Annotated in this window: 14 protein-coding genes; 13 read left to right on the top strand and 1 reads right to left on the bottom strand. The window is 71.8% G+C overall.

From position 1 onward, the window contains the following. Window positions 1–207: 207 nt before the first annotated feature. The 13 genes from CNQ36_RS08260 to CNQ36_RS08200 all read left to right on the top strand — a co-directional run bounded on the left by CNQ36_RS08260 (window position 208) and on the right by CNQ36_RS08200 (window position 15,009). Window positions 208–897 (top strand): GntR family transcriptional regulator, encoded by a 690-nt coding sequence (locus CNQ36_RS08260; RefSeq protein WP_004932880.1) that lies wholly within the window; start codon window positions 208–210, stop codon window positions 895–897. Continuing rightward, window positions 894–1,802, top strand: coding sequence for a dihydrodipicolinate synthase family protein (locus tag CNQ36_RS08255; protein ID WP_121545510.1), 909 nt, complete (start codon window positions 894–896; stop codon window positions 1,800–1,802). The genes CNQ36_RS08260 and CNQ36_RS08255 overlap by 4 nt, the downstream gene beginning before the upstream one ends. Beyond that, window positions 1,790–3,520 carry an L-arabinonate dehydratase gene (gene araD, locus CNQ36_RS08250; protein WP_004932883.1) on the top strand — a complete coding sequence of 577 codons (1,731 nt, stop codon included), beginning with the start codon at window positions 1,790–1,792 and terminating at the stop codon, window positions 3,518–3,520. Before CNQ36_RS08255 ends, araD begins: the two co-directional genes overlap by 13 nt. Before the next feature lie 93 nt (window positions 3,521–3,613). Further along, window positions 3,614–4,546, top strand: a complete 933-nt coding sequence (locus CNQ36_RS08245; RefSeq protein WP_004932885.1) for a carbohydrate ABC transporter permease — start codon at window positions 3,614–3,616, stop codon at window positions 4,544–4,546. After that, window positions 4,543–5,439 carry a carbohydrate ABC transporter permease gene (locus tag CNQ36_RS08240; RefSeq protein WP_004932887.1) on the top strand — a complete coding sequence of 299 codons (897 nt, stop codon included), beginning with the start codon at window positions 4,543–4,545 and terminating at the stop codon, window positions 5,437–5,439. The genes CNQ36_RS08245 and CNQ36_RS08240 overlap by 4 nt, the downstream gene beginning before the upstream one ends. Next, entirely contained in the window at window positions 5,436–6,617 is a 1,182-nt protein-coding gene (locus CNQ36_RS08235) for a Gfo/Idh/MocA family protein (RefSeq protein WP_121545509.1), read from the top strand. The genes CNQ36_RS08240 and CNQ36_RS08235 overlap by 4 nt, the downstream gene beginning before the upstream one ends. Next, window positions 6,614–7,459 (top strand): DUF6807 domain-containing protein, encoded by an 846-nt coding sequence (locus CNQ36_RS08230; protein WP_121545508.1) that lies wholly within the window; start codon window positions 6,614–6,616, stop codon window positions 7,457–7,459. Before CNQ36_RS08235 ends, CNQ36_RS08230 begins: the two co-directional genes overlap by 4 nt. Next, a complete protein-coding gene (locus tag CNQ36_RS08225) occupies window positions 7,456–8,985 on the top strand; it encodes a glycoside hydrolase family 43 protein (protein WP_121545507.1) in 1,530 nt (509 codons plus the stop codon). The genes CNQ36_RS08230 and CNQ36_RS08225 overlap by 4 nt, the downstream gene beginning before the upstream one ends. A gap of 80 nt (window positions 8,986–9,065) precedes the next feature. Beyond that, window positions 9,066–10,427 carry an ABC transporter substrate-binding protein gene (locus CNQ36_RS08220; protein WP_121545506.1) on the top strand — a complete coding sequence of 454 codons (1,362 nt, stop codon included), beginning with the start codon at window positions 9,066–9,068 and terminating at the stop codon, window positions 10,425–10,427. Window positions 10,428–10,578: 151 nt separating this feature from the next. Then, complete coding sequence (locus CNQ36_RS08215; protein WP_121545505.1) at window positions 10,579–11,373, top strand: rhamnogalacturonan acetylesterase; 795 nt, start codon at window positions 10,579–10,581, stop codon at window positions 11,371–11,373. A gap of 34 nt (window positions 11,374–11,407) precedes the next feature. Then, window positions 11,408–12,742: a pectate lyase family protein gene (locus CNQ36_RS08210; protein ID WP_121545504.1), complete on the top strand. Its 1,335-nt coding sequence runs from the start codon at window positions 11,408–11,410 to the stop codon at window positions 12,740–12,742. 81 nt (window positions 12,743–12,823) lie between these two features. Continuing rightward, on the top strand, window positions 12,824–13,936 hold the full coding sequence (locus CNQ36_RS08205) for a pectinesterase family protein (RefSeq protein ID WP_121545503.1): 1,113 nt from the start codon (window positions 12,824–12,826) through the stop codon (window positions 13,934–13,936). After that, the gene (locus tag CNQ36_RS08200; protein ID WP_121545502.1) at window positions 13,933–15,009 is read left to right on the top strand and encodes a dienelactone hydrolase family protein; all 1,077 of its coding nucleotides are present in this window, start codon (window positions 13,933–13,935) and stop codon (window positions 15,007–15,009) included. Before CNQ36_RS08205 ends, CNQ36_RS08200 begins: the two co-directional genes overlap by 4 nt. Here the strand turns inward: CNQ36_RS08200 and CNQ36_RS08195 are convergent. Then, the gene (locus tag CNQ36_RS08195) at window positions 14,990–17,200 is read right to left on the bottom strand and encodes a glycoside hydrolase family 43 protein (protein WP_121545501.1); all 2,211 of its coding nucleotides are present in this window, start codon (window positions 17,198–17,200) and stop codon (window positions 14,990–14,992) included. The genes CNQ36_RS08200 and CNQ36_RS08195 overlap by 20 nt on opposite strands. Window positions 17,201–17,407 lie beyond the last annotated feature (207 nt).

Below are 17,407 nucleotides of genomic sequence, written 5' to 3'. Positions count from 1 at the left end.
CGGTGACACCACCCGGCAGACGGCCGTCCACCCGCCGCCCGTCCCGCGCGCCGGCCCCGCACGGACCGTCCGGGGCAACACCAAGTTCCTCTGTCAGAAGCATTGACGAAACTCCGGGGCCGCTCCTACCGTCATCGCGTCGTACTTCGTACGTCATATATGAGACGCGATACGCGAGATCCGATTCGCGAGATCCGAGAGGCGCGCATGACCTCTGTGCCCACGCCGATCCCCTCCCGCACGCAGTACGTGCTGGAGGAGATCAAACGCCGCATCCTCACCGGCCGGCTCACACCCGGCCAGGCCCTGGTCGAGACCGACCTCGCCGCACAGTTCGGGGTGTCCAAGACACCGGTGCGCGAGGCGCTCAAGACCCTGGCCGGCACCGGTCTCGTCGTGATGAGCCAGTACAAGGGCGTCACGGTGCGCATGGTGGACGCGGACATGGCGCGCGAGGTCTACGACGTGCGACTGCTCCTCGAACCGGAGGCGCTCAAGCGCGCCGTGCGCCGCGGCGCCTCCCTGGACGCCGCACGCGACGCGCTGACCCGGGCCGACCGGGCCGACGACACCGCCGAACGCTCCCTGGCCAACCGCGAGTTCCACCGCGCGCTCTATGTGCCGTGCGGAAACCCGCTGCTCGGCCGGATGCTCGACGAGGTCCGCGACCAGGCGGCCCTCGTCTCGGCCGTCGCCTGGGCGGCGGACCCCTCCTGGGAACGGGAGGCGAGCGAGCACCGGGAGATCCTGCGGCTCGCCCTCGACGGGGACGCGGACGGCGCGGCGCGCGCCCTGCACTCGCACATCGCGTCGTTCGTGCGACGGGCCTTCCCCGAAGCGGAGAGCGACGGGGAATTCGTGGCCCCGGAAGCCCAGAAAGAGGACGGTCAGGCATGACAACGACGTTCGAGACCCAGCGGGCGGCCCTGGCCGACGTGGTGGCGATCCCGGTGACCCCGTTCGCCGAGGACGGCTCCGTCGACCCAGGCACCTACCGGGCCCTGCTGCGTCGTCTCCTCGACGGTGGCATCACGACGCTCACCCCCAACGGCAACACCGGCGAGTTCTACGCCCTGACCCCCGAGGAGCGCCGGCTGGTCACCGAGCTGACGATCGAGGAGGCCGGCGGCCGTTCGGTGATCCTGGTCGGCGTCGGCCACGACGTGCCCACCGCCGTCGAATCCGCGCGGCACGCCCGTGAACTCGGCGCGCAGATGGTGATGGTGCACCAGCCCGTCCACCCCTACGTCTCGCAGAGCGGCTGGGTCGACTACCACCGCGCCATCGCCGAGGCCGTGCCCGAACTGGGCGTCGTCCCCTACATCCGCAACCCGCAGCTCACCGGCGCCCGGCTCGCCGAACTCGCCGACGCCTGCCCCAACGTGATCGGCGTGAAGTACGCCGTGCCGGACGCGGCGAAGTTCGCCGCGTTCGCCCGGGACGCGGGACTCGAACGGTTCGTGTGGGTGGCCGGGCTCGCCGAGCCGTACGCCCCCTCCTACTTCTCGGCCGGCGCCACCGGCTTCACCTCGGGCCTGGTCAACGTCGCCCCGTCCGTCTCGCTGAACATGATCGGGGCGCTGCGTTCCGGGGACTACGCGACCGCCATGAAGGTGTGGGAGCAGATCCGCCGCTTCGAGGAACTGCGCGCCGCCAACGGCTCCGCCAACAACGTCACCGTCGTCAAGGAGGCCCTCGCCTCCCTCGGCCTGTGCCGCCGCGAGGTCCGCCCGCCCAGCAGGCCGCTGCCGGAGAGCGAGCGCGCCGAGGTCGCCGCCATCGCCGCGGGATGGTCCATATGAAGTCCCCCGAGCAGCTGCGCAGCCACCAGTGGTACGGCACCGACGGACTGCGCTCCTTCAGCCACCGCGCCCGCACCCGCCAGCTCGGCTATCTGCCCGAGGAGCACCTGGGCAAGCCCGTCATCGCGATCCTCAACACCTGGTCGGACATCAACCCCTGCCACGTCCACCTGCGCGACCGCGCGCAGGCCGTGAAGCGGGGTGTCTGGCAGGCGGGCGGCTTCCCCCTCGAGTTCCCGGTCTCCACCCTCAGCGAGACCTTCCAGAAGCCGACCCCCATGCTCTACCGCAACCTCCTCGCCATGGAGACCGAGGAACTGCTGCGGTCGTACCCGGTCGACGGGGCCGTGCTGATGGGCGGCTGCGACAAGTCCACGCCCGCCCTGCTGATGGGCGCCGCCAGCGCCGACCTGCCCACCGTGTTCGTGCCCGCCGGGCCGATGCTGCCGGGCCACTGGCGCAACGAGGTCCTGGGCTCCGGCACCGACATGTGGAAGTACTGGGACGACAAGCGGGCCGGCGTCATCGGCGACTGCGAGATGCAGGAGCTGGAGAGCGGCCTGGCCCGCTCGCCCGGCCACTGCATGACCATGGGCACGGCGTCCACGCTGACCGCCGCCGCCGAGGCCCTCGGTGTCACGGTCCCGGGCGCGTCCAGCATCCCGGCCGTCGACTCCGGACACGACCGGATGGCCGCGAAGGCGGGCCTGACCATCGTCGAACTGGTCCACAAGGACCGGAAGCTGAGCGACGTCCTCACCGCCGAGGCCTTCGAGGACGCGGTGACGACCGTCCTCGGACTCGGCGGCTCCACCAACGCGGTCATCCATCTGATCGCCATGGCCGGACGCGCCGGCGTCAAGCTCACCCTGGACGACTTCGACCGCATCGCCCGCACCGTCCCGGTGCTGGCCAACGTGCGGCCCGGCGGACAGACGTACCTGATGGAGGACTTCCACTTCGCGGGCGGACTGCCCGGGTTCCTCTCCCGGATCCCGGACCTGCTCCACCTGGACCGTCCCACCGTCTGCCACGACAGCATGCGCGAGCAGATCGCCGGCGCGCAGGTGCACGACGACGACGTCATCCGCCCCCGGGACAACCCGGTCGCGGACGAGGGCGGGGTCGCCGTACTGCGCGGCAACCTCTGCCCGGACGGCGCCGTCATCAAGCACATCGCCGCCGAACCGCACCTGCTGAAGCACACCGGCCGGGCCGTCGTCTTCGACGACTACAAGCAGATGCAGCGGACCATCAACGACCCGGCGCTGAACATCACCGCCGACAGCGTGCTGGTCCTGCGGGGCGCCGGCCCCAAGGGCGGCCCGGGCATGCCCGAGTACGGGATGCTGCCGCTGCCCGACCACCTGCTGAAGCAGGGGGTGCGGGACATGGTGCGGATCTCCGACGCCCGGATGAGCGGGACGAGTTACGGCGCGTGCGTCCTGCACGTCGCCCCCGAGTCGTACGTCGGCGGACCGCTCGCCCTCGTGCGCACCGGCGACTCGATCACCCTCGACGTCGAGAACCGGGTCCTCCGGCTCGACGTCGACGACGAGGAGCTGGAGCGCCGCCGGGAGCAGTGGACGCCGCCGCCGGCGCGCTACGAGCGCGGCTACGGCGCGCTCTACAACGAGCAGATCACCCAGGCCGACACCGGCTGCGACTTCGAGTTCCTCGCCCGCCCGGGCACGGTCCAGGACCCGTACGCCGGCTGACCGGCCGTCCGGCCCCGGGCTTCCGCACACCCGGAGAGAAAGCGCTTCACCCCGCACCACACAGCACGTCGTACCGAGAAACGGAGAACAGTCATGGCCCATGCCGCAGCCGTGGCGAAACCGCCCAGGCCACCCCGGCGGCGCCGTGCCTCCGCCACGCCCCGCAGGCTCCCCTACCTGCTGATCGCGCCGGCCGCCCTGCTCATGCTGGGATTCATCGCCTACCCGGTCATCAGCGTCTTCTACTACAGCCTGCAGAACTACAACCCCACCAAGCCCTGGCGCAACGGCTTCGCGGGCTTCGACAACTTCACCCACATCTTCACCGAGGACCCGCTGTTCTGGGACACCCTCGTCTTCAGCACCAAGTGGGTGGTCGTCGAGGTCGGCCTGCAGCTGCTGTTCGGCCTCGCCCTCGCCCTCATCGTCAACCAGACCTTCGTCGGCCGCGCCCTGGGGCGCGCCCTGGTCTTCTCCCCGTGGGCCGTCTCCGGCGTGCTGACCTCCGCGATCTGGGTGCTGCTCTACAACTCCCAGACCGGCATCACCCGCTACCTCGCGGACATGGGCATCGGCGACTACGGCGTCAGCTGGCTGTCGGACACCTCCACCGTCTTCTCGGCGGCGGTCGTCGCCGACCTGTGGCGCGGCGTCCCCTTCTTCGCGATCCTCATCCTCGCCGACCTCCAGTCCGTCTCGAAGGACCTCTACGAGGCGGCCGAGGTCGACGGCGCCAGCCGCTTCAAGCAGTTCCTCCACATCACACTGCCGCACCTGAAGGACGCCATCATCCTGTCCACGCTGCTGCGCGCGGTGTGGGAGTTCAACAACGTCGACCTGCTCTACACGCTGACCGGCGGCGGACCAGCGGGCGTGACCACGACCTTGCCGCTGTACATCGCCAACACCTCGGTCGACGCCCACAACTTCGGCTACGCGTCGGCACTCACCACGGTCGCGTTCGTCATCCTGCTCTTCTGCTCGATGGTCTACCTGCGGCTGAGCAAGTTCGGAGGCGAGAAGTGATCACCAAAGAGGCCGCCCCGGCCGCCCCCGCCCCCGTGCGGACCGCCCCCGAGCCGCCCCGGCCGTCCGGGAAGCGCCGCGCCTGGGACGAGGCACCCCGCTGGCAGATCTACCTGCCCCTGGGCATCTACCTCGTCTTCACCCTCATCCCCTTCTACTGGATCCTGCTCTTCGCGCTCCGCCCGGCCGGCTCCACCTCGCTCGTGCCCTGGCCGATGACCACCGTGCACTTCGAGAAGGTCTGGACGGACCGCAGCTTCGGCACCTTCTTCCAGAACAGCGTGCTGGTCGGCGTCGCCACCCTGATCATGACGACCCTGGTCGCGCTGGCCGGCGGCTACGCCCTGGCCCGGTTCGACTTCAAGGTCAAGCGGGCGTTCATGCTGGCCCTGCTCTGCTCCCAGTTCGTGCCCGGCGCGCTGCTCCTGGTCCCGCTGTTCGAGATCTTCGCCGAACTGCAGATGATCAACTCCCTCGGCAGCGTCATCATCGCCGAGACGGTCTTCCAGCTGCCGCTGTCGATGATCCTCATCAGCAACTTCATCAAGAACGTGCCGTACTCCCTGGAGGAGGCCGCCTGGGTCGACGGCTGCAACCGGTTCAAGGCATTCCGGGTCGTCGTCCTGCCGCTGCTGCGGCCCGGTCTGATCGCCGTCGGCTCCTTCGCCTTCGTCCACTCCTGGAACCACTTCCTGTTCGCCCTGATGTTCCTCAACAACCAGGAGAAGCAGACCATCCCGGTCGGCCTCAACACCCTGATGAGCGCGGACAGCGTCGACCTCGGCGCACTCGCCGCGGGCGGCATCATCGCCGCCGTCCCCGTCGTGATCGTCTTCGCCTTCATCCAGAAGTGGCTGATCACCGGCTTCAGCGCGGGGGCGGTGAAGGGATGACCGGACCCCGGACCGCCCCCGGCGCACCGCTGCCCGTCGTCCTCGCCGGTGCCCGCGGTCACGGCCGCTGGCACGTGGCGAACATCCGCCGGCTCGAGGCGGAGGGCATCGTACGGCTCGCCGGCATCTGCGAGCTCACCCCGCTCACCGAGGACGAGTTCGGCGGTGAACTCCCCGAACAGTCAGCCGACTTCGGCGCGCTGCTGGACTCCACCGGCGCCCGGATCGCGGTGATCTGCACCCCGATCCCGACCCACACCGACCTCGCCCTCACGGCGGCCGGGCGGGGCGTGCACATCCTGCTGGAGAAGCCGCCGGCTCCGTCCTACGCCGAGTTCCGGCGGATGGCCGACGGGGTCGCCGCGGCCGGGGTCGCCTGCCAGATCGGCTTCCAGTCGCTCGGCTCGCACGCCCTGCCCGCGATCCGCGAGCTGGTCGCCGAGGGCGCCGTCGGCCGGGTGGTCGGGATCGGCGGGGCCGGCGCCTGGGTGCGGCCCGAGGAGTACTTCCGCCGGGCGCCCTGGGCCGGCCGGCGCCGGCTGAACGGCGTCGACGTGATCGACGGGGCGCTCACCAACCCCCTCGCCCACGCCGTCGCCACCGCCCTCGCGCTCGCCGGCAGCACCCGCGCCGAGGACGTCGCCGGCATCGAGACCGAGCTGCTGCGCGCCAACGACATCGAGTCCGACGACACCTCCTGCGTACGGATCACCACCGCCCGGGGCGGCTCGGTCACCGTGGCCGCCACCCTGTGCGCCGAGCGGGCCGGCGAGCCGTACGTCATGGTGCACGGCACCACCGGCCGCATCACCTTCTGGTACAAGCAGGACCGCGTACTGCTCCAGCGCGCGGACCACGGCCCGGAGGAGATGCGGTTCGGCCGCACCGACCTGCTGGAGAACCTCGCCGCCCACCTCACCGACGGCACGCCCCTGCTGGTCACCCCGGACGGGACGGGCGCCTTCATGCAGGTCGTCGAGGCGATCCGGGAGGCCCCCGACCCGGCCCCGCTGCCGGCCGGCGCCTGGCGGCACGTCCCCGGGGAGAACCGCCGCGTCGTGCCCGGCGTCGACGGCCTCGTCGCGGCCGCCGCCGACACCCTGTCCCTCTACTCCGAGCTGGGCGCCTCCTGGGCCCGGCCCGCCCACCACCTGCCGAAAGAGGTGAGCACCCGATGACCGGCAACGACTCCGTGGTGCTGCGCGTCGCGGGCCGGCCCGTCGGCCGGTACGTCACCCGGCCCGAGCTGCCCGCCCGGCTCTCCCCGCGGCCCTATCTGCACCCCGTCACCACCCTGGCCGGCACGGCGGTCACCGAGCTGAGCCCCGCCGACCACGCCCACCACCTCGGCGTCGGTGTCGCCGTTCCCGACGTCGAGGGGTTCAACTTCTGGGGCGGACGCACCTACGTCCGCGACCGGGGGCCGACCGAGCTGGACAACCACGGCTCCCAGCGGCACACCGCCTACCAGCTGCGCGACCCCGACGGTTTCGTCGAGGAGCTGCGCTGGGTGGCGGCGCCGGGCGAGCTGCTGCGCGAGCGGCGCACGGTCGCCGCCACCGAACTCACCGACGCCGCATGGGCGCTGGACTTCACCTTCTCCCTCACCAACGTCACCGAGACGCCGCTGTCCCTCGGCAGCCCCGCCACCAACGGCCGCCCCGGAGCCGCCTACGGGGGCTTCTTCTGGCGGGCCCGCAAGGAGGAGACGGCACCCGACGTCTTCACCGCCGGCGCCGAGGGCGAGAGCGAGGTCCACGGTCACCGCGCCGACTGGCTGGCGCTGGCCGGATCCACCTGGACCCTGGTCTTCGCCGGCGCCACCGAAGCGACCCGGCGGGACCCCTGGTTCGTGCGCACCGCCCAGTACCCCGGCGTCGGCTCCTCCCTCGCCCACGAGGCACGGCTGCCGGTCCCGCCCGGCGAGACCGTCGTCCGCCGCGTGGTCACCGTGGTCGCCGACGGCTGCCTCGGCCGGTCCGAGGCCGCCGCCCTGGTCCGCAAGGCGGTGGGCCCGTGACCGTCGCGCGGACCGAACCCACCTACCGCAACCCGGTGCTCAACGCCGACTGGTCCGACCCGGACGTGATCCGGGTCGGGGACGACTTCTACCTGACCGCCTCCAGCTTCGGCCGCGCCCCCGGACTGCCCCTGCTGCACTCCCGCGACCTGGTCAACTGGACCCTCGTCGGCCACGCCCTGCAACGCCTGGAGCCCGAGGCCGAGTTCGCCGTGCCCCGGCACGACTGCGGGGTCTGGGCCCCGTCCCTGCGCCACCACGACGACCGCTTCTGGATCTTCTGGGGCGACCCCGACCAGGGCATCTTCCAGGTCAACGCCCCCGAGATCCGCGGCCCCTGGACCCAGCCGCTGCTGGTGAAGGCCGGCAAGGGCCTGATCGACCCGTGCCCCCTGTGGGACGACGAGACCGGCGAGGCGTACCTCGTGCACGCCTGGGCCAAGTCCCGCAGCGGCGTCAAGAACCGCCTCACCGGCCACCGCATGCACCCGCACGGCACCGAACTCCTCGACGAGGGCGAGGTGATCGTCGACGGCGACCGCCTCCCCGGCTGGTTCACCCTGGAGGGGCCGAAGCTCTACCGGCACGACGGCTGGTTCTGGATCCTCGCCCCCGCCGGGGGAGTGGAGACCGGCTGGCAGGGCGCCTTCCGCTCCCGCGGCTTCTTCGGGCCGTACGAGGAGAAGGTGGTCCTGGAGCAGAAGGACACCGACGTCAACGGCCCCCACCAGGGCGGCTGGGTGCGCACCCCGTCCGGCGAGGACTGGTTCCTGCACTTCCAGCAGCGCGGCGCGTACGGCCGTGTCGTGCACCTCCAGCCCATGCGCTGGGGAGCGGACGGCTGGCCGGTGCTCGGGGACGACGGCGCACCCGTCGCCGTGCACCGCCGCCCGGACCTGCCGCCGCAGCCGCCGGCCGCGCCGGCCACCGACGACGACTTCCCCGGCGGACGCCACGGCCGTCAGTGGACGTGGACGGCCAACCCGAAGGAGGGCTGGACCACCCAGCACTCCGCCGACGGGCTGCGGCTGACCTGCGTGCGCTCCGCCGGCGCGCACGACCTGCGCACCCTGCCCCACGTCCTCACCCAGCGGCTGCCCGGCACCCCGTGCACCGTCGAGGTGGAACTGCGGCTCGACAGCGAGGAACCCGGGGCACGCGCCGGGCTCGCGGTCCTCGGGGACGCCTGCCGCTGGATCGGGCTCCAGCGCGGCGCGGACGGAGCGGTGCACCTGGTGCACCGGTTCACCGAGGCGTCCGCGGAGGAGGAACGGGACGCGGACCACGCGCGGCCCGCTCCCGGGGGACGGGCCCGGCTGCGCGTCGACATCGGAGCGGGGGCGCGCTGCCGCTTCTCGTACGACACCGGGGACGGCTTCCGCCCCTCCGGTCAGGTCTTCGCCGCCACTCCGTGGCGCTGGGTCGGCGCCCTGCTCGGCCTGGTGGCGGTGGCGCCCACCGGTCAGGGACACGCCGGTGCCGCCACGTTCACGCGGTTCCGGATCGGCCCGCCCGCGCACGGCTGACCACCGCCGGCCACGACAGACCCCCACAACTTCACAGTCCGTTGGATTCACCGTTGGATTCAGAAGAAGAGAGCCGACCAATGAAGATCAGCATTCTCGGAAGCAGCAGCACGGGCAGGCGCCGGGCGTCGGCCGCCGTCGCCCTGGGGGCAGTGCTCGCCCTGACCGCCACCGCCTGCGGAGACGACGGCAGCGGCGCGGGCGACGACGGCGCCGAGGGCAGCGGCAAGGGGAAGATCGTCTTCTGGGACAACAACGGAGGTGTCCGCACCGACATCTGGAAGGAGATCATCGCCGACTTCGAGAAGGCGAACCCGGACATCGACGTCCAGTACGTCGGGATCGCCTCCACCGAGTACCAGTCCAAGGTCGACACCGCCATCCAGGGCGGCGGCCTGCCGGACGTCGGCGGCATCAGCGCCTCGATGCTCGCGGGCTTCGCCGCCCAGGACGCGCTCGACACGCTGGACTTCCGGCTGGCCAAGTCGCCGCTGAACGGCAAGCTCAACAAGGACATGATCGAGTCGCTGCGCGCCGCCGGCGGCGGGGACGACAAGCTGTACTCCATCCCGACCTCGGCGAACAACGGCGTCCTGTACTACCGCACCGACCTGTTCGAGAAGGCGGGCCTGGAGGAGCCGACCACCTGGGACCGCTTCTTCGAGGCTTCGGAGAAGCTGACCGACAAGGGCAAGAACGAGTTCGGCTACACCATCCGCGGCGGCGCCGGCTCCATCGCCCAGGCCCTCGACGCGATGTACGGGCAGTCCGGCATCACCTCGTTCTGGGACTCCACCGGCAAGAAGACCACGGTCAACGACCCGAAGAACGTCGAGGCCCTCAAGAAGTACGCGGCCCTGTTCAAGAAGGTCACCCCCGCGGCCGACCTGAACAACGACTTCACCAAGATGGTCGCGCAGTGGGACTCCGGCACGATCGGCATGCTGAACCACAACCTCGGTTCGTACCAGGACCACGTCAAGGCGCTCACCACCGACAAGTTCCGGGGCATCCCGCAGCCGGTCGGACCCGGCGGCAAGCGCGTCCAGGTCTCCAACCCGGTCGACGGCGTCGGCCTGTTCAAGAGCTCCAAGAACAAGGAGGCGGCCTGGAAGTTCATCGAGTTCGCCACCTCGGCGGAGTCGAGCTCGAAGTTCAACGAGGCGGCCGGTCAGGTGCCCGCGCACATGGACGCCGCGAAGGACGAGTGGATCGGCAAGGCGGAGCCCACGAAGCTGGCGGCCGAGGCGCTGAGTGACGGTTCCACCACCATCGTCCAGCTGCCGTACTACCTGCCGGACTGGAACACGATCTCCAAGGCCGACAACGAGCCCAACTTCCAGAAGGTCCTGCTGGGCGACATGAGCGCCAAGGCGTTCCTGGACACGATGGCCGAGCAGCTGAACGAGGCCCAGGCGGAGTGGCAGGAGCAGAAGGGCTGACGCCGGTCCCCCGCGCCGTGGGGCGGCCCGATCCGCTGTGGGCCGCGGGCCGCCCCCGGTTCGTCGCGCCCACGCGGCGGGGCCGCACCTCGAACGCGGCCCCGGGCCCCTGAAGGGGCGCACCAGCGCCCCCTGTCGAGAGGCACAGCCAGTGTCCATCACGCGCAGACAAGTGGGTATCGCCGGGCTCGGCGTGCCCCTCGCCCTGGCCATGACCGGGACCGCGCAGGCCGGTCCCCGGCACCCCCGCACCCTCTACATCGCCGGTGACTCCACCGCCGCCCAGAAGTACGCCGACGCCGCGCCCGAGACCGGGTGGGGGATGGCGTTGCCCTTCCTGCTGCACCGGCAGCTCACCGTCGCCAACCACGCGGTGAACGGGCGGAGTTCCAAGAGCTTCGTGGACGAGGGCCGGCTCGGGGCGGTCCTCTCCGCCATCCGGCCCGGTGACCTCCTCCTCGTCCAGTTCGCGCACAACGACGAGAAGACCGCCGACCCCACCCGGTACACCGAGCCCTGGTCCACGTACCAGGACCACCTGCGGCTGTACGTCGAGGGGGCACGGGCCCGCGGCGCCCGGCCCGTGCTGGCCACCGCCGTGGAGCGGCGGAGGTTCGACGCGGACGGGCGTGCCGTGCCGACCCACGGGGAGTACCCGGCGGCGATGCGGGCGCTGGCCGCCGAGGAGCGGGTCGCGCTGCTCGACGTGCAGGCGCTGTCGCTGGCCCTGTGGCAGGAGCTCGGGCCCGAGGAGACCAAGAGGTACTTCAACTGGACGGCGACCGAGCAGGACAACACGCACTTCAATCCGCCCGGCGCGATCGCCGTGGCACGCATGGTGGCCCGGGAGCTGCTGCGCACCCGGGTGCTCGCGCCGCGCGACGTGCGGCGGCCGGACGGGGAGATCCCGGAGTCCTGGATCACCTGGCCGGAGGCCGACGCGTAACACCCCCTGGATCCCGAAGAAGGAGAGCCGCACCATGAGCACGTTCAGATGGCATGGGCATGCCATTACGCGAGCCGCCTCGCTGGCCGGCTGCACCGCCCTCGTGCTGGCCCTGACCGGCACCGGCGCCCAGGCCCACTCCCCGTCGCACCACCCCCGGGACGCCGCCCGGCAGACGCTCGGCGCCCACGACGGCTGGGCCTCCTACGGCACCGGCACCACCGGAGGCGCCGCCGCCGACGCCGACCACGTCCACACCGTGCGCACCTGGGCCGAGTTCAAGGCGGCCCTCGCGGACGGCGGCGACGCTCCGAAGATCATCAAGGTGAAGGGCACCATCGACGCCGTCTCCGAGGGCTGCGAGGCGTTCGCCGCGCCCGGCTACGACTTCGACGCCTACCTGGAGGCGTACGCGCCGGAGACCTGGGGCCTGGAGCAGGACCTGAGCGCCGAGCCCGACGACAGCCCGGAGGGCCTGCGCAGGACCTCCGCCGCCGCCCAGGACACGGCCATCAAGGCGAACATCCCCTCCAACACCACGATCATCGGTGTCGGCCGGAACGCCGGCATCAAGGGCGCCAGCCTGCAGATCAAGGGCGTGGACAACGTCATCGTCCGCAACCTCGCCCTGGAGAGCCCGATCGACTGCTTCCCGCAGTGGGACCCCACCGACGGCAGCCAGGGCAACTGGAACTCCGAGTACGACACCGCCGTCGTGTACGGCTCCACCCACGTCTGGCTGGACCACAACACCTTCACCGACGGCGAGCACCCCGACAGCGAGGCCCCCACCTACTTCGGGATGCTCTACCAGCAGCACGACGGCGAGCTGGACATCGTCCGGGGCGCCGACTACGTCACCGCCTCCTGGAACGTCTTCTCCGAGCACGACAAGACGATCCTCATCGGCAACAGCGACAGCGAGTCCACCGCCGTCGGCGACCGGGGGAGGCTGAAGACGACCTTCCACCACAACCTCTTCACCGGCCTGGTCGAACGCGCCCCGCGCGTCCGCTTCGGGCAGGTGGACGTCTACAACAACCACTTCGTGGCGGAGACCGGCTACTCCTACAGCTTCGGTGTCGGCAAGGAGTCTCAGCTCGTCGCCGAGCACAACGCGTTCACGCTGCCGAAGGGCATCAGCCCCGCCAAGATCATCAAGCGGTGGAACGACTCGCCGCTCACCGCCGAGCACAACCTGGTCAACGGCAGGCGCGTCGACCTGATCGCCGTGCACAACGCGGAGATCCCGGCGGAGACCGTGCGGTCCGGCGCCGGCTGGACCCCCACCCTGCGCGCCGCGGTCCACCCGGCCGCGGCCGTCCCGGCCCTGGTGAAGCACGGCGCGGGCGCCGGCCGCGTCCGCTGACCCTCCCGACCGCCGGGCCGGCGCGGTCCGCCCCCATTGCGGACCGCCCCGGCCCGGCTCCGTCATCCAAGGAGCACCCGCATGCCCTCGCCCCTGTCCCGAAGGAACTTCCTGCTCACCGGCGCCACGGCCGGCACCGCGCTCGCCCTGACCGCCGTCCCCGCCCGGGCGTCCCACCGGCCCCGCGGCCCGTTCGGCCGGTACGGCTCACCGTCCGACCGCCTCACCCCCGGAACCCTGTACGTCCACCCGGCCGGCGCCGGCGACTTCACGGGCGTCCAGGACGCCGTCACCGCCGCGACCGGCGCCGGACGCACCCTCGTCATCGCCCCGGGCACCTACCGCGGGACGGTCTCCGTCGACGCCGACCGCACCGGCATGACCTGGATCGGCGCCTCCGAGGACCCCCGCGACGTGGTGATCGTCCACAACAACGCGGCCGGCACCCCCAAGCCGGACGGCTCCGGCACCTACGGGACCTCGGGCTCGGCCACCGCCACCGTGCGCCCCGACGGGTTCACCGCCCGCTGGATCACCTTCGCCAACGACTGGCTGCGCACCGACCTCCCCGGCACCAGCGGCACCCAGGCCGTCGCCCTCAAGGTGCAGGGCGACCGCAGCGCCTTCACCCACTGCCGCTTCCTCGGCCACCAGGACACCCTGTACGCCGACTCGCCCTCCGTGGACACCTTCGCCCGCCAGTACTTCTCCCACTGCTACGCGGAGGGCGACGTCGACTTCGTCTTCGGCCGGGCCACCGCCGTCTTCGAGCGCTGCCACTTCCGCACCCTGGTCCGCCCCGACCTCACGGCCGCCCCGTACGGCTTCGTCTTCGCGCCCTCCACCGCCGGCGCCAACCCGCACGGCTACCTGGTCACCCGGAGCAGGATCAGCAGCGAGGCCCCCGACGGCTACTACAAGCTGGCCCGCCCCTGGGTGCCCAGCTCCGACCGCACCGCCCGCCCGATGCTCACCGTCCGGGAGACCCACCTGGGCGCCGGCATCGACGCGGTCGCGCCCTACACCGACATGTCCAGCGGCTACCCCTGGCAGGACCAGCGGTTCGCCGAGTACCGCAACACCGGCCCCGGCGCGGTCGTCACCGTCCCGGAGAACCGCCCCCGGCTCACCCCCGCGGAGGCCGCCTCGCACACCCGGGAGGCGTACCTCGGCGACTGGCGGCCCCGGCGGTGACCCCGGTCCCCGGTCCGCCCGGCCTGCACCAGGCGCTCAAGGACGACCTGCGCTTCCCCCTCGCCTGGGGCACCTCACCCGTCCGTGACTTCGGGCAGTGGCGCCGGGCGGCCCGGGCGAAGGTCGAGGAACTGCTCGTCGTGCCCCGGCAGGACGGCACCCCGTACGCGCCCGAGTACGCGGCCGGACCCGAAGGCGACGGCTACACGCGGGAGTCGGTGACCCTCTCGCTCACCGACCGCACCCGGGTCCGCGGCTCCCTGCTCACCCCGCACGGCACCGGCCCCTTCCCGGCCGTGCTGCTGCTGCACGACCACGGCTCCCGGTTCGACATCGGCAAGGAGAAGTGCGTCCGGCCCTGGTACGACGACGCCCGGCTCGCCTCCGCCGAGGAGTGGGCGGACCGGTACTTCGGCGGCCGCTTCATCGGCGACGAACTCGCCCGGCGCGGCCATGTGGTGCTCTGTCTGGACGCCCTCGGCTGGGGCGACCGCGGCCCCCTGGCCTACGAGCAGCAGCAGGCGCTGGCGAGCAACCTCTACCACCTCGGCTCCTCCCTCGCCGGACTCCACGCCCGCGAGGACCAGCGGGCCGCGGCCTTCCTGGCCGGTCTGGACCGGGTGGACTCCCGCCGGGTCGCCGCCGCCGGCTTCTCCATGGGCGGCTACCGCGCCTGGCAGACCGCCGCGCTCAGCGACCATGTCGCCGCCGCGGTCAGCGTCTGCTGGATGACCGGCCTCAGGGAGATGATGGTGCCCGGCAACAACACGCTGCGCGGGCAGTCCGCGTTCCACATGCTCCACCCCGGCCTCGCCCGGCACCTCGACATCCCCGACGTGGCGAGCATCGCCGCACCCCGGCCGATGCTGTTCTTCCACGGCGGGCGCGACGCCCTGTTCCCCGCCGACGGGGTGCGCGCCGCGTACGGCAGACTGCGGGACGTCTGGCGGTCGTGCGGCGCCGGGGAGCGGCTGCGGCTGAAGACGTGGCCGGAGCGCGGCCATGTCTTCGACGCCGGGATGCAGGACGAGGCCTGGGAGTGGCTGGAGTCGGTCACCGCCGGGCCGGCCTGACCGACTCCAGGGTCGGCACGACCGGCTCGATCGTGCCGTCGGCGGCGAACTCCAGGCGGTCGACGGTGGTCTCGCGGTGCGTGCCGTCCCCGCCGGACCTCCCGGGGCCGTTCAGCGCGAACCGGTGGTAGACGATGTACCAGTCGTCGGTGCCGGGCGTGTTCACCACGGAGTGGTGTCCGGTGCCGAGGATGCCGTACTCGGGGCGCTTGGACAGGATCGTGCCGCGCTCGGTCCAGGGGCCGAGCGGGGACGGGCCGGTCGCGTAGGCCACGTGGTAGTCCTCGCTGCGGGTGTCGTCCTCGGACCACATGAAGTAGTAGGTGCCGTCCCGCTTCACCACGAAGGAGCCCTCGCGGAAGTCGCCCGGGGTGATGTCCTTCACCCGCGCGGCGTCGAAGGACACCATGCCGTCGTCGAGCGGGACCACGTAGCCGCGACCGTTGCCCCAGTACAGGTACGACTGCCCGTCGTCGTCCGTGAACACGGCCGGGTCGATCATCTGGCCGCTGAACTGCGTCTTCCCGATCAGCGGCTTGCCGAGCGCGTCCGTGAAGGGCCCGGCCGGGGAGTCGGCCACCGCGACCCCGATCTGCTGCTCGGCGCAGAAGTAGAAGTAGTACTTCCCGTCGCGTTCCGCGATCGCGGGCGCCCAGGCGTTCCGGTCGGCCCAGGACACGTCGGGCCCGAGGTCGAGGACCACCCCGTGGTCCTCCCAGTGGACCAGGTCCTTCGACGAGAACGCCTTGAACCGCGTGCCGCCCCAGCCGGGGAAGCCGTCCGTGGTCGGGTAGATCCAGTACCTGCCGTCCATGTAGCGCACGTCGGGGTCCGCGTAGAGGCCGGGCAGTACGGGGCTGCGGGTGGGCACCGCCTCCACGGTCCAGGTGCGCCGCGTGCCGTCGGCGGCCGTCACCGTGTACGTCCGCGGCTCGCGGAAGTCGCGGCGGGTCCCGGACCGCGGGCTGACGGTCGCGCCCTCGCCCGTCCACAGCTTCGGCGCGAGGCGCCGCAGGTCGGCGCCGGGCTCCATCGGCAGCACCACCCTGCCCGTCTCCTCACTGACGACGGCGTACCCCTTCTGGCCGGGCGCCGTGGCGTCCACGACCGACGCGGGGCTCTCCGGGTAGGCGGCGAGCAGCCGGTCGTACTCCGCCCGCGTCACCGGGATGACGGTGCCGTGCCGCGGGCTGGCCGGCAGCTGGTAGTCCGCCGACGGCGTCCACCGGCCCGAGTCGAGGTCGGTGGTCTCGAAGGGGAGGTAGCCCCGGCCGCCGTACTCGTCGATGAACAGGTACCACTTCTCCTCGGTGTTCGACTTGAAGACCGTCGGCCCCTCGCCCCGGTCCATCGCCCCGCTGCCGATGCAGTCGGAGACGAACCGGTACGAGGTGTCGGTCAGGGACGCCGACTTCTCACCGGTGACGAACTTCGAGCAGGGCGAGCCGGAGGACGGGTCGCGCTCGTCCTTGGTGTAGCGGTAGTACGTGCCGTCGTGCTCGACGACGGTCGAGTCGATGACCGAGTAGCCGGGATCGTTCCAGACCTTCGGTTCGCTGAAGGAGCGGAAGTCCTTCGTGGTCGCGTACAGCATCCTGTTGTAGGTCGAACCGGTGTGGTCCGGGTCGTCGCCGGCGTAGAGCTTGGACGCCCAGAAGACGACGTACGCGTCCAGCTCGTCGTCCCAGTAGGCCTCCGGGGCCCAGGTGTTGCCCGCGTTGTCCGGGGACACCCGCACCAGGCGCCGGTCGGTCCAGTGGACCAGGTCGGTGGACTCCCACACCATGATCGACTTGCTGCCGTGCCGCTGCACCTCGTCCCAGCTGCCGCTGCTGCCGCGGTACATCCGCAGATCGGTGGCGATCATGTAGAACCTGTCGCCCCCGGGGGAGCGGATCACGAACGGGTCCCGCAGTCCCCTCTCGCCGGTCGTGGAGGTCAGCACCGGTGCGCCCGCGTTCAGTTCGCGCCAGTGCAGGGCGTCGTTGCCGCGGCTGAGCGCGTAGCGGATCTGCTCGCCGTCGGCGGTGCCCTCGCCGGTGAAGTAGGCGAAGAGGTAACCGGCGTACGGGGAGGGGTTCTTCACGGGCGGTGCTCCGGGGTGTGCGGCGCCGGGCGGGGCGGCGAGCAGTGCGAGGAGGAGGGCGAGGAACGGGACGAGAAGCGTGCGGCGTGCGGTGTGGCGGCGCATGACACTTCCTGTCGGAGTCCGGGGGATTCTGTTGTTTCACCGGAGTGTCACCAGCGGGGTGCGGGGCGTCAACAGAGGGGAGCGGGGCGGGAGGTGCCGAAAGTTTTCGGGTGTTTTCGCTGTTCGGAGCCTCGGACGGACGGCGGACGCCCCGCCGGGGGTGAACCGGCGGGGCGTCCTGGCGGCGGCCCGGAGTCATGGGCCGGG

The organism is Streptomyces fungicidicus (assembly GCF_003665435.1).
GTDB classification, from domain to species: Bacteria; Actinomycetota; Actinomycetes; order Streptomycetales; family Streptomycetaceae; genus Streptomyces; species Streptomyces fungicidicus.
This window is presented reverse-complemented; position numbering and strand designations above follow the sequence as displayed.